Genomic DNA, 11,646 nt, shown 5'->3' with positions numbered 1-11,646 from the left:
ATGGATAATTCCTTACTGGCTGTAAGGGATATTAACCATAAATATATTGTAGTAGAAAGAATAAAATTTTTCTATAGAATTAAAAAGAAAAATCCCATGCCGGATGACAGGAAAAGATGAATTGCATCTTAGCTTGTGATCGGACATGGGATTTATGTTTTGGGATTATTCAATGCCGAATTCTTTTAATAGTTTCTTTTGGTATTCGATGTCTTCTGCGGCGCGTTCCAGATCGTTGTAGCGTTTGGCTTTTAGGAGATATTTGGTTAATTGGTTTAATTCTGCTATTATTTCAGCTCTACCTTCCTCTCTGGCATCTTCCTTCAAGGTTTTCTCATATAAGTCTTTATCATATGTCGTTAAGATCATATTTGTTACCTCCCTTTGGCATAACGTAGATAATTTACTTAGTATCATTCGATTCAATGCCAAATTCTTTTAATAGTTTCTTTTGATATTCGATATCTTCGGTAGCACGTTCGAGGTCATTGTAGCGCTTGGATTTTAAGAGATATTTGTTTAGCTGATTTAGATATTCCATACCTTCTTCTCTGCCTTCCACTTTGCCTTCTTCTCTGCCTCTAGCGCGTCCTTCCATAAGTCCTTCTTCTCTACCTTCTTCTCTGGCATCTTCCTTCAAGGTTTTCTCATATAAGTCTTTGTCATATGTCGTCAGGATCATATTTGTCACCTCCGCTCGATGTTTCTTGAGAAAATCTGCCAACACATCCTGGTGAATACAGGTATCAATTGCTTTTTCTAATGCATCTTCCACAGAAGGTTCCGACTGTATATATTCCCTGACACATTGGACAAATATGGAATATTCTTCAAGCCTTCTGCAGTGCTTCATCAGTTCCTGATTGTGACCATAGTTGATGTTCAACATGGTTGCGGTGCATTCCAGGCAAGGTGCATCGTTATCTGTATTTTCAAAGCAGTCTGAAAGCCTTAACTCCATGGAATCTGGCTGGTTTTTTGTACCATTGTAAAAGACAATATATTTCGGCTAGATTATTATCTGCAACATACCCTTCATATAACCGGGAGAAATAAAAGACTCCGCGAAGCGGCATGTTTGGATTAAAAGTGCTTTGATGTTCATACAGATTCATGGTTCCGCCGACCAGAAAGGACACATCATTTTTCATGGACAGATAAAGGACATCTTCCAATGTGTTTACTTCCAGGTCATCAGGATTCTGATAGTCTGTGTGGTTGATCGCATTATAAAGCTGCAGCAGATCTTCTTTGTTATTAAAGATCATTCTCCATAACCGGTCCTTATACTGCCGGTTGTGGGGGTGTTTGCTATGGCGAGATTTTTTCTTTTGTCTTCTCATTGCTTACCTCCATTATAATAGAAAACAGTTCATAAGTAAATTCGCCATATCTTTCTACAATCAAAGAAGTCATATATGATATATGATTCGATTTTCTACATACGCCTATTCAAATGGTACTGGAGTCTTTTGTGAAAAGCAATTAAGAAAGAATAAAATTTTCTATAGAATAAAAAAGAAAAATTCCATGCCGGATGACAGGAAAAGATGAATTGCATCTTAGTTTGTGATCGGACATGGGATTTATGTTTTGGGATTATTCAATGCCTAATTCTTTTAATAGTTTCTTTTGATATTCGATATCTTCGGTAGCACGTTCGAGGTCGCTGTAATATCGAAACAAGTTCTTTTTGACCTTTTAGCCTTACATTCCGAAATAATTTTGTACTCTTCATTCTGTATTCCTCTTTTTATTTTTGTTATGTTGTCATTTATTCTTTACGCACAAATCATAGTATCCGGTCAGAATACAGTCAATAAAATGCAAAATCACCATTTTTATTTTATTCTGGCGTACAAAAAAGTCAAATCACTTTGTTTGTTACACACAAACAGAAACCTGAAAGGTGTAAAAATCTCTTGCAAGTATATCGCAGTAAAATGATGGTAAATTCAATTATACCGGGAAAGAAGAACCAACCTGGTCGAAGTAGGATTTGGGCGGTAACTTCCACTTTGAGTATTTCAGCAAAAGCTGTATAATGAAATACAAAGAGGGACATACACGGGTGGGTTGACCCTCGAAAAAAATAATGAGATAAAGGAAATATGAAAATGAATCAAAAACCAATCATCGAAATAACTGTAAATGAGAATGCTGTGATACACTTTGAATTATGGCCGGAAATTGCACCGATTGCCTGCGCAAGTGTTATGCGACTCGCAGAGAAGAGAATATTTGACGGAAGAGCCATTGAACGTTTGGAACCGGGATTTGTCCTTCAGCCACTGTTTTTTGATGGTGTTGATCCACAAATCGATATCATGATCAAACCAGAATTTAAAACCAATCCTGAAAATGCCAAAATTACTTTTCATCGGGGGATTGTTGCCATGGCAGGAGATCCAGAGAACAGTTCCGGCAGCCAGTACTATATCACCCTTGCTGCCTCCGAGAGATTGAATGGTAATTTCACCGTAATCGGAAAAGTGATCGATGGCTGGGATGAGATTGAACGACTGGAACATGTAGAAGTAGAAGAAGCCATTGAACCGCAGTCAGGATTTGTCTATCACAGACCGGTAAAAACAGAGATGATCACGAAAGTCAGACTCATAAAATGAAATATTAAATCATTCAACGGAGAAAATGTGCTATACTGAAATCAGCATGTATTGAAAAATACAACAAAATCCAAGGAGGAAACCAAAATGGGGCAAAAAGGATTCGGGACTTTGGAATTGTACCCGGAAGAGTAAAAACAGGAGAAAGGAATGCAATTACGGACGTGCCTGGTATACGGGTAGGGCATTGTACGGTGAAGACAGAAGAAAATCATACTGGTGTAACCGTGATCGTTCCTGGACCGGACAATGCATTTGCCAAGCACTATACGGCAGCTGCATACATTCATAATGGATTCGGAAAAAGTGCCGGTGTTGTGCAGGTTGAGGAGCTGGGGACCCTCGAGACACCGATTGCTCTTACCAATACGTTAAATGTCGGAAAGGTTTTGGATGCAATGGTTGAGATCGTGATTGAACAGTGCCGGAAGGATGGAATAGAACCTCAGAGTATCAATCCGGTCGTAGGCGAGTGCAATGACTGTCGGATCAATCATATCCAGAAACGTGCAATTGGTGAAAAAGAAGTGCGCGAGGCTTTTGCATTAGCATCGGAAGAATTCGAAGAAGGTGATGTAGGTGCCGGTGCCGGTACGACCTGCTATGGCATGAAGGGTGGAATCGGTTCTGCATCCCGCGTGATCACGATTGGAGAAAAAGAATACACCATCGGTGTTCTGGTTCAGTCAAACTTTGGTGCAACGAAAGATTTTGTACTGAATGGCGAAGCTGTTGGTCCTAAAATTCTGGAATGGAAACAGGAAAAGAGTGATATGGCTGCATCTGAAGAAGATAAAGGTTCTATTATGAGTATTCTGGCTACAGACCTTCCATTGACAAGTCGTCAGCTCAAACGGATTCTGAAAAGAACCGGTGTTGGTATCGCACGAACCGGTGGTTATACAGGTCATGGCAGTGGGGAGATTATGATTGGATTTACGACTGCAAACAGAATCCCATCCGGCTATGAGGAGGAACTTGTGCAGATATCAGCAATTCCGGAAAACATAATCGACCGTGCTTTCCTTGCTGCGGCAGAAGCAGAGCAGGAGGCAATCTTGAATTCCATGACTGCCGCAAATCAGACACGTGGAATAGCAGGCGAACTGTATTACAGCCTTGCGGAATATCTTGAGGATAGAGAAAACTAAAGACTGGACGAAAGAATAAGTGCAATTAAAAAGAAAGGGGCTGTGAAATAAGTCCCTAAAAGAAATAGGACCATTCGTTCATGCGAAAGGTTCTATTTTTGTGGTAAAATTAACTTGCGATGAAAACTTTACACAATAATTATTGTAATTCAAAACAAGGATATTTCTTTTCTTATTATCTGTTACTTTTCTGCTATCTCAATCACTTATAAAAAGTTGCTCTACAATTCTCCATAACCGGTCCTTATACTGCCGGTTGTGGGTTTGTTTGCTATGGCGAGATTTCTTCTTTTGTTTTCTCATTGTTTACCTCCATTATAATAGAAAACAGTTCATAAGTAAATTCGCCATATCTCATGTTTCATGTAGATATATAATTTTTTCTACAATCAAAGAATTCATATATCATATATGATTCGATTTTCTACATACGCCTATTCAAATGGTACTGGAGTTTTTTGTGAAAAGCAATTAAGAAAGAATAAAATTATAAGATAATTAAAAGGCACCGTCCGATCACATCCCGTGATCAGACAATGCCTGTATAATTCTTATTCATTCATGTAATGATATCTCACACAATGCCATTCCTTTAAACTAATGCATTGCTGAGAATTTTAAGCAGTTCAAGTACGCTTACAAACTGTTGTGTAGAGTTACCTTCAATCCAGCGGACGATGCCCTGCCAGGATGAATTCTGGCGGTATCTGACATTGAGAAAGAAAGTCCCTTTTTGTCCACGATTCTCGATGAAATCTTCCGGTGACTGTACTTTATCAAGCCGGTCAACACCTGAAAACTGGGTTGAAGTGAAAGAACGTGCGCTGGTGGATGCCTGTGGAAATTCGAGTCTGTCGAAGAAATCATCAGCTAATTCGATCAGCTGAAGGATATTGGTGAATTTCCAGGGTTCTTTGCTGTAGCAGTGATAAATCCGACCGGACAGCTCTCCATCATTAATATTATCAATACACATGTTAATAAAGTTTGGTGCATACCAACTGATTTGATAGCTTTGTTCCATAAATTATCTCCATTTCTGCCCTGCTGCGAAGATAACATGATTGCAGCTTACCAGGTTTTATTCTCAGTATTGAACTGAATCGGTGAATCTTGCCGGTCTACTTCGGCTACAGAGGACACGAAGTAGTCCAGGTACTGCTTCCAGCTTTTATGCTCTCTGGAGAAGTATCTCTGGATTCTGTCGAAAATCATGCTGCAGTTCTCTTTATTCGTACCAACGAGAAGTATCAGAAACTGTGATGGGCTGTATTTGGTAAAGGAGTCCCCTTTACGCAGACACTGCTGGATCGTATTCTGAAGCTCACCTGAAAGAACTTCAAGCTTGTCCGGCTTGTCCATCGGCATTCCTTTTCCGTTGGTGATGCTACATAACATTAAGTATACGGACTGTCCGTTCCTCTCAATGATTCGGGAAACGAGACGGTAACTGTCACGGAAACTTGGCAGGCTGCAGTAAAAAGCACCGCCGCGTACATCGTCCTCTTTCAGACGGTCCTTGATGTCGCCGAGTTCCTGTGGTTTGTAGTTAAGGCGGCTGCTCATCTGCTCGAACTGCTGCATCATATGTTCAGAAGGGCGGATTCCAAGCTCTTCGAAAAATAATTTGGCAGTGTTCTCATATTCCTGTACAGCATCCTTATAGCGGTTCAATGCCATATAGCAGTCGATGCGGACGGATTGCCATTCATCGAACGGATATAACTGGCATGCCGGCTCACAGAAACGAAGTGTCTCTTCATAATCTCCGCGTTCAATCAGAAGCTTACAGAGCTCCTGAAGGGATTCGGAATAAATATTCTTATATTGGACGCTTTCAACAAGAACCCATTCATCTCCCGAAAGCTCCGGAAGAAATTCCCCACGGTACATCAGACAGATCTTCTTAAGAAGTGCCAGCTTTTTTACCTTATCGGTACACGTCTGCACGTCTTTTGACAGAACCTTAAACTGATGTGCATCAACTTCGGTCGGCATCGGAGCATCCCATCGATAAATACCTTTTTTGATGTTGATATAATCATGACTCGGAAGTCCGGCATCTACGATGATCTTTTTAAGACGGTGTGCGGTTACCCGAAGGTTGTTGGCAGCATCGGCAAGTTCTTCTCTTCCGTACAGTTCATCAAGAAGCTTATCTCTGGAGATACCGGTATCGCCATGGTAGAGTAATATCTGCAACAATTTCATTGCTTTTGTCGTTGTGTTGCGTCCGAATGATACGGGAATTTCTCCGTAGCTTGCTGAGAATCCTCCGAATAAACGAACCTTTAAGACAGGTAAATGATCACTCATAAATTAACCCCCAATTTTACTATTGTGATGGTTTATAACTGATTTCTATTGTAATGGTCTTTGATTTCTTTGTCAAATAAATTAAAGCATATTAGACCAAATAACTTCTTTTAATGTTTTGATTATGCTATAATTTTTCTAGTTGAGTTTTTGGGACTGTTTCACTGTGGAAAAGAAAGGAGGAATTCTGTGCGGCAGAACGATTTATATGAACAAAAAAGACGCTGGCAGAGGATTTTTCTTTTCTTTTTTCTGCTATTTCTGACAGGTGTACTGATACCTGGCGGATGTGCATCGGAGGGGAAAAAAAGCCAGTCCGGGAAAAAGGGGGATCCGAGAGATTCGTCGGCGCAGGTGCTTCAGACGGAGGCTTCCGGTGAAGTGACATATGGAAATGACCTGGTTGTACTGGATGCATCCCATACGGCAGATGGCTATGTGATGATCTGTTATAATGGAAGTAATGAAAAAGTCAAGCTCCAGGTGACATCCCCGGATGGCACAGAGTATACCTATTCGGTTACGGTTGTTGGTGATTATGCGGTTTATCCGCTTCCGGGCGGGAATGGTTCTTATAAGGTAACACTTCTGGAGAGTGTGTCTGTAGATGACAATCTGTATGCGGTAAGCTTTACCCAGGATCTGGACGTACAGATCACAGATGAATTTGCCCCGTTTTTGCATCCGAATTATTATGTGAATTTCACGGCAGATTCCAAGTGTGTAAAAAAGGGCGAGAGCCTTGCAGGAAAGGACTGCTATTCGGATCTGGATGTGGTAACGCAGATTTATAATTTTGTAATTAAAAATATTTCCTATGATAAAAAGAAAGCGGAGAATGTTCCGTATGGGTACACACCGAACCCGGACGAGACACTGGATACCGGGAAAGGAATCTGTTTTGATTATGCGGCGCTGATGTCGGCAATGCTCCGGTCGCAGCGGATCCCGACGAAGCTGGAGGTTGGCTATTCCGGTGATGTGTATCATGCATGGATCAGCTGTTATGTTGATGAGATCGGCTGGGTGGATAACATCATTGAATTTGACGGAAAGAACTGGTCGATCATGGATCCGACACTTGCTGCAAACAACAGTGCTTCGGATGTGAAGAAGTATGTGGGAAATGGAAAGAATTATGTCACAAAGTATACCTATTAGATAAAAGGAAGCTGAATAAGAAGAATGTGGCAGGAATATGAAAAGGAGGATGGCATATATGGAAAAGCGGACACAGCAGGGGAAGCTTACGAATCTGGAAATTGCTTCGTTCTGCAGTGAAATGGCAATGATCCTGAAGTCCGGGATTTCTTCCCTGGAGGGAGTTGATCTTCTTCGGGAGGATGCGCAGACGAAGGCAGAAAAAGAGCTGCTGGATGAGATTTATCAGTCAGTGATGGATACGGGCAGGCTGGATCAGGCGCTGGAAGAGACGAAAGTATTTCCGGAGTATCTGATCCGTATGACGCAGATCGGAGAAGAGACAGGAACTTTAGATGAAGTAATGGAATCTCTGGCGGAGCATTACGACCGTGAGGAAGCAATCAGGAGAAGTGTCCGGAGTGCCATCTCCTACCCTCTTCTGATGATCGGGATGATGCTGGTGATCATTATCATTTTGATGACAAAGGTTATGCCGGTATTTGATCAGGTGTTCCGCCAGTTTGGTCAGGAAATGACCGGATTTTCAAGAGGGATCTTGCTTGCAGGCAATGCTCTTTCCAGATATTCGGCGGTGTTTGCGGTACTTTTGGCGGTGATCGTCTGTGCGGGTATTTATTTTACAAAGACAGAGAGCGGCAGAAAGAAACTGTATCACATCGGATCCGGGTTTGCATTTTCAAGGGAGCTGAAGGATAAGCTGTCGGCATGCCGGTTTGCCGGAGGAATGTCACTGGCACTGAAAAGCGGACTGACTCCGGAACAGGGAATGGAATTTTCAGAGAACCTGATCGAGGATGATGATTTTCGGAAGAAAGTAGCAGAATGCAAAGCGGATATGGAAAATGGAACGGATATCGCAGAGGCACTGGTGAAAGCCGGAATCTTCACAGGTGTTTATGCGCGGATGACATCCATTGCCGGGAAAGCCGGAATGATGGATGAGATGATGGGAAGGATTGCCGATGAGTGTGAGGAGGAAGTGGATGAAAAGCTTTCTTCGATGATTGCAGTTCTGGAACCGACTCTGGTGATCATCCTGTCGGTGATCGTCGGAACGATCCTTCTGTCGGTTATGCTTCCGCTTCTTGGAATTATGTCAGGACTTTAGGAGGCATATGCTATGTGGAGAAAAGAACGGGAACGGTTTTATCACGGAAAACGGCAGCGTCCACTTCGGAATTTCTGTCTGTCCCTTCTGCTGTTTGTATGTATCTGCAGTGCTTTTTTCAGTGGTTTTGAAAGGCTTTCGGACACAGCAAGACGCAGGCAGAAAGAAAGTCTGGAAAATGCACTCTGGCGCGGTGTGACGCAGTACTATGCGCTGGAGGGACACTATCCGGAGACGCTTGATGATCTGACAGAAAACTGTGGGATCCAGTATGACAAGAAGCAGTTTTTTATTGATTATCAGATTGCCGGTGCCAATATTCTTCCGGACATTACGGTAATCGAACGAGGAGGAAACGGACATGAATCGTAGAAATGAAAAAAAGCATGTGATTGATTTCCTTTTTCCTCTTGCAGTCTTTTTTGTGCTGGCGGCATCATCGGTCGCAATTGTGGTTCTTGCATCGGGGTTTTACAGCCGGCAGGTGAAGGCCTCGTCGGATTCCTATTCGGGACGGACGGCACTTGCCTATGTGACGGAGAAAATGCACCAGAATGATGAAAATGGTGCGATAGCAGATGGAACTTTCGATGGGGAAAATGCTCTCGTGATCCGGCAGCGTTATGATGAGAAGGATTATGTGACATATCTGTATGCGTATGATGGATACTTAAGAGAGCTTTTTATCCGGGATGGAACGGAAGCAAAAGCATCCGATGGACGGAAGATCCTGGCAACAAAGGACTTCGAGGCTAAGGAAACTTCAGATGGGATTTTTCATCTGTATTGTGAAAATGAAGACGGGAAAAAGACAGATACATTTGTCAGTGTGAAGAGCGCTGCAAGATAGATTGGAGAAGATTTATGGAACGGACACCGGCAAAGCGTTCCAGCCTGTTTTTGCTGGAACTGATGATTGCAATTTTATTTTTCTGCCTTGCTTCGGCGGTGTGTGTGCAGATTTTTGTGAAGGCGCACACGACTAGCCGCGAGACACAGGAACTGAATACGGCGCTTGAGAAGGTTTCCGGGTATACAGAGCTTTTTCTTGCGGATGCGCTGACGGAGGACACGGAGGTCTTCTATGACGCAGACTGGCAGGAATGCAGTAAGGATGAGGCTTCGTATGAGATTGTGATCCGGGTGGAGCCGGATGGAAAGCTTTTGCATGGAACATTTACGGTGCAGCGCCTGTCCGGAGAACAGCCGGAAGAAATCTATTCGGTGGAAACAGACCGGATGACAGGCACGGAAAGGGAGTGACAGGATGAAGAGAAAGAAACGGGGATCATACCCGGGGATTCAGATCGGAACGTCGTACCTGCTTGTGATCTTTGTAATCCTGTGTCTGGTGACATTTGCCACACTCTCACTGTCAAGTGCAAAAAGGGATCAGAGTTATAGTCAGCAGCTTGCCGGCCGGGAAACGGCGTATTGTGAGGCAAATGCAAAAGCGGCGCAGATCATGGCGCAGATCGATGATGCATTTGCAAAAGAGGATCCTGTATTTGCGATTCGGCAGATTGAGGGCGTGACAGCTGAAGAAGACGGAGCGAATCTGGATATTTCCTATGTGGTTCCGGTCACGGACAGTCAGAATCTGGAAGTCGAGATCCTGGCAGATCCGGTAAAGGGAACGCAGAAGGTTGTAAAATGGAAAGAGTCAGCATCTGAGAAATGGGAAGAAAAGTCAACACTTCCGGTCCTTGGAAGTGACTGACGCGAAAGGAGTTTGAGCTATGGATATCATTGTACTGCTTCAGCAGGCAGTTTTAAATCATGCATCGGATATATTTGTTGTAGCAGGTCTTCCGGTTTCTTATCGGGCAAATGGAAGAATCTGCAGGGAGAAGGAAGAAAAGCTGATGCCGCCGCAGACGAAAGAATGCGTTGAGGAATTATATAAGCTGGCAGGAGGACGGGACATCCGGGTTCTTGAAGAAAAAGGAGATGATGATTTTTCTTTTGCTGTTCCGGGACTTTCGAGATTCCGTGTCAGTGCGTACAAACAGAGGGGGGCGCTCTCAGCCGTTATCCGTGTGATCACATTTGAACTGCCGGAGCCGAATGAGATCGGGATTCCGGACCCTGTGATGAGCTTTTATAATCTGTCAAAAGGACTGGTGCTTGTGACGGGCCCGGCGGGAAGTGGAAAATCTACTACGCTTGCCTGTCTGGTGGATAAAATCAATCATTCAATGGAAAAGCATATCATTACGCTGGAAGATCCGATCGAGTATCTGCACCGGCATGATAAAAGTATTGTAAGCCAGAGAGAGATCAATGTGGATACGGAAAGCTACGTCAATGCGCTACGTGCTTCGCTTCGGCAGAGCCCGGATGTGATCCTGCTTGGTGAAATGCGTGATTATGAGACGATCGATGTGGCAATGACAGCAGCGGAAACCGGGCATCTGGTATTTTCTACCCTGCATACGATCGGAGCAGCAAATACGGTTGACCGTATCATTGATGTATTTCCGGCAAACCAGCAAAGGCAGATTGCAGTTCAGCTGTCCATGGTATTGCAGGCTGTAATTTCACAGCAGCTTGTGCCGACAGTGGATGGAAAACAGGTCCCGGTATTTGAGATCATGACGATCACTCCGGCGATCCGCAATATGATCCGCGACAATAAGGTTCCGCAGATTGATGGAGTCGTGTATTCGTCTAATAAAGAAGAAATGCATTCGATGGATTTTGGTCTTCTGAATCTGTATAAAGATGGGAGGATCACGGCGGAGACGGCTCTCTCCTATGCATCAAATCCGGAAATGCTGAAGAAAAAGTTATAGAAAAACATAACAGGAAGGGGCTGCGGTGAAGCAGTCTCTTCCTGTTTATCGTCAGTGTTTTAAGATTTAGTCAAGGGCTGCAATTGCTTCGATCACGATATCATACTGTTTTTTGACATCGGCGATCAAACCGTCAAGGTTGTCGTATTCCTGGCTGCGGAGCTTTTCGGTCAGAGCACTGCTGACATTGTAAAGTGCAGTAAATCCAAGGTTTACGGCAACACCTTTTAAGGTATGCATTGCACGAAATGCGGTTTCGTAGTCCTTTTTAGCCCAGGATTCTTCAAATAAAGCCATATTGTTGTCCTGCGGAAATTTGAGGACAAATTTGCGTACCATATTTTCATTCATAAACCGGTGAAGAATATCATTATAATCGCCACCAATTTTTACATAACATTCTTGAAGTGTCATTGTCTACAGTCCTTTCTGAACTTTTTTATCTTTGTGAAATTCGTATATTTTTGCCCCCAACATTTTAACAT

General features: G+C 43.1%; 15 protein-coding genes. 9 read left to right on the top strand and 6 right to left on the bottom strand.

Going from position 1 to position 11,646, the window contains the following annotated elements; translation table 11 throughout:
- Positions 1–165: 165 nt before the first annotated feature.
- The 3 genes from PGU50_RS14810 to PGU50_RS14800 are packed head-to-tail and all read right to left on the bottom strand — an operon-like array spanning position 166 to position 1,343.
- Positions 166–369, bottom strand: coding sequence for a hypothetical protein (locus PGU50_RS14810; RefSeq protein ID WP_270247294.1), 204 nt, complete (start codon positions 367–369; stop codon positions 166–168).
- A gap of 34 nt (positions 370–403) precedes the next feature.
- Positions 404–961, bottom strand: a complete 558-nt coding sequence (locus tag PGU50_RS14805; protein WP_270247293.1) for a hypothetical protein — start codon at positions 959–961, stop codon at positions 404–406.
- Positions 933–1,343 (bottom strand): hypothetical protein, encoded by a 411-nt coding sequence (locus tag PGU50_RS14800; protein ID WP_270247292.1) that lies wholly within the window; start codon positions 1,341–1,343, stop codon positions 933–935. Before PGU50_RS14800 ends, PGU50_RS14805 begins: the two co-directional genes overlap by 29 nt.
- Positions 1,344–2,117: 774 nt before the next feature.
- Here PGU50_RS14800 and PGU50_RS14795 point away from each other — a divergent pair.
- Positions 2,118–2,627, top strand: coding sequence for a peptidylprolyl isomerase (locus tag PGU50_RS14795; protein ID WP_117836398.1), 510 nt, complete (start codon positions 2,118–2,120; stop codon positions 2,625–2,627).
- A 68-nt stretch (positions 2,628–2,695) separates the two neighbouring features.
- Positions 2,696–3,778 carry a P1 family peptidase gene (locus PGU50_RS14790; protein ID WP_117836400.1) on the top strand — a complete coding sequence of 361 codons (1,083 nt, stop codon included), beginning with the start codon at positions 2,696–2,698 and terminating at the stop codon, positions 3,776–3,778.
- Between the two features lie 592 nt (positions 3,779–4,370).
- Here PGU50_RS14790 and PGU50_RS14785 read toward each other — a convergent pair.
- Together PGU50_RS14785 and PGU50_RS14780 are read right to left on the bottom strand one after the other, a co-directional pair.
- The gene (locus PGU50_RS14785) at positions 4,371–4,802 is read right to left on the bottom strand and encodes a hypothetical protein (RefSeq protein ID WP_055297459.1); all 432 of its coding nucleotides are present in this window, start codon (positions 4,800–4,802) and stop codon (positions 4,371–4,373) included.
- Positions 4,803–4,849: 47 nt separating this feature from the next.
- Positions 4,850–6,094: a BTAD domain-containing putative transcriptional regulator gene (locus tag PGU50_RS14780; protein WP_270247291.1), complete on the bottom strand. Its 1,245-nt coding sequence runs from the start codon at positions 6,092–6,094 to the stop codon at positions 4,850–4,852.
- A gap of 189 nt (positions 6,095–6,283) precedes the next feature.
- Between PGU50_RS14780 and PGU50_RS14775 the strand changes: the two genes are divergently transcribed.
- The 7 genes from PGU50_RS14775 to PGU50_RS14745 are packed head-to-tail and all read left to right on the top strand — an operon-like array spanning position 6,284 to position 11,161.
- Complete coding sequence (locus PGU50_RS14775; RefSeq protein ID WP_270247290.1) at positions 6,284–7,255, top strand: transglutaminase-like domain-containing protein; 972 nt, start codon at positions 6,284–6,286, stop codon at positions 7,253–7,255.
- A gap of 58 nt (positions 7,256–7,313) precedes the next feature.
- A complete protein-coding gene (locus PGU50_RS14770) occupies positions 7,314–8,366 on the top strand; it encodes a type II secretion system F family protein (protein ID WP_243263205.1) in 1,053 nt (350 codons plus the stop codon).
- A gap of 12 nt (positions 8,367–8,378) precedes the next feature.
- A complete protein-coding gene (locus PGU50_RS14765; RefSeq protein WP_270247289.1) occupies positions 8,379–8,738 on the top strand; it encodes a hypothetical protein in 360 nt (119 codons plus the stop codon).
- Positions 8,728–9,216, top strand: coding sequence for a DUF4860 domain-containing protein (locus PGU50_RS14760; protein WP_270247288.1), 489 nt, complete (start codon positions 8,728–8,730; stop codon positions 9,214–9,216). The genes PGU50_RS14765 and PGU50_RS14760 overlap by 11 nt, the downstream gene beginning before the upstream one ends.
- 14 nt (positions 9,217–9,230) lie before the next feature.
- Positions 9,231–9,629, top strand: a complete 399-nt coding sequence (locus tag PGU50_RS14755) for a hypothetical protein (protein WP_055261849.1) — start codon at positions 9,231–9,233, stop codon at positions 9,627–9,629.
- A 4-nt stretch (positions 9,630–9,633) separates the two neighbouring features.
- Positions 9,634–10,086 carry a hypothetical protein gene (locus PGU50_RS14750; RefSeq protein WP_008371201.1) on the top strand — a complete coding sequence of 151 codons (453 nt, stop codon included), beginning with the start codon at positions 9,634–9,636 and terminating at the stop codon, positions 10,084–10,086.
- A gap of 19 nt (positions 10,087–10,105) precedes the next feature.
- On the top strand, positions 10,106–11,161 hold the full coding sequence (locus PGU50_RS14745) for a type IV pilus twitching motility protein PilT (protein ID WP_055297463.1): 1,056 nt from the start codon (positions 10,106–10,108) through the stop codon (positions 11,159–11,161).
- Positions 11,162–11,227: 66 nt separating this feature from the next.
- Here the strand turns inward: PGU50_RS14745 and PGU50_RS14740 are convergent, their stop codons facing one another.
- Positions 11,228–11,575, bottom strand: coding sequence for an Hpt domain-containing protein (locus PGU50_RS14740; protein ID WP_195250141.1), 348 nt, complete (start codon positions 11,573–11,575; stop codon positions 11,228–11,230).
- Between the last annotated feature and the right edge of the window lie 71 nt (positions 11,576–11,646).

This window comes from Coprococcus sp. AM11-30B, assembly GCF_027674365.1.
GTDB classification, from domain to species: Bacteria; Bacillota; Clostridia; order Lachnospirales; family Lachnospiraceae; genus Allocoprococcus; species Allocoprococcus comes.
The sequence above is the reverse complement of the archived record's forward strand: the minus strand, read 5'-3'. Positions and strand labels throughout refer to the sequence as shown.

Excerpts from the sequence above, each read along its gene's own strand:
- PGU50_RS14810 (WP_270247294.1), bottom strand. The coding sequence starts at position 369 with ATGATCTTAACGACATATGATAAAGACTTATATGAGAAAACCTTGAAG.
- PGU50_RS14805 (WP_270247293.1), bottom strand. The coding sequence starts at position 961 with ATGGAGTTAAGGCTTTCAGACTGCTTTGAAAATACAGATAACGATGCA.
- PGU50_RS14800 (WP_270247292.1), bottom strand. The coding sequence starts at position 1,343 with ATGAGAAGACAAAAGAAAAAATCTCGCCATAGCAAACACCCCCACAAC.
- PGU50_RS14795 (WP_117836398.1), top strand. The coding sequence starts at position 2,118 with ATGAATCAAAAACCAATCATCGAAATAACTGTAAATGAGAATGCTGTG.
- PGU50_RS14785 (WP_055297459.1), bottom strand. The coding sequence starts at position 4,802 with ATGGAACAAAGCTATCAAATCAGTTGGTATGCACCAAACTTTATTAAC.
- PGU50_RS14780 (WP_270247291.1), bottom strand. The coding sequence starts at position 6,094 with ATGAGTGATCATTTACCTGTCTTAAAGGTTCGTTTATTCGGAGGATTC.
- PGU50_RS14770 (WP_243263205.1), top strand. The coding sequence starts at position 7,314 with ATGGAAAAGCGGACACAGCAGGGGAAGCTTACGAATCTGGAAATTGCT.
- PGU50_RS14765 (WP_270247289.1), top strand. The coding sequence starts at position 8,379 with ATGTGGAGAAAAGAACGGGAACGGTTTTATCACGGAAAACGGCAGCGT.
- PGU50_RS14760 (WP_270247288.1), top strand. The coding sequence starts at position 8,728 with ATGAATCGTAGAAATGAAAAAAAGCATGTGATTGATTTCCTTTTTCCT.
- PGU50_RS14755 (WP_055261849.1), top strand. The coding sequence starts at position 9,231 with ATGGAACGGACACCGGCAAAGCGTTCCAGCCTGTTTTTGCTGGAACTG.
- PGU50_RS14750 (WP_008371201.1), top strand. The coding sequence starts at position 9,634 with ATGAAGAGAAAGAAACGGGGATCATACCCGGGGATTCAGATCGGAACG.
- PGU50_RS14745 (WP_055297463.1), top strand. The coding sequence starts at position 10,106 with ATGGATATCATTGTACTGCTTCAGCAGGCAGTTTTAAATCATGCATCG.
- PGU50_RS14740 (WP_195250141.1), bottom strand. The coding sequence starts at position 11,575 with ATGACACTTCAAGAATGTTATGTAAAAATTGGTGGCGATTATAATGAT.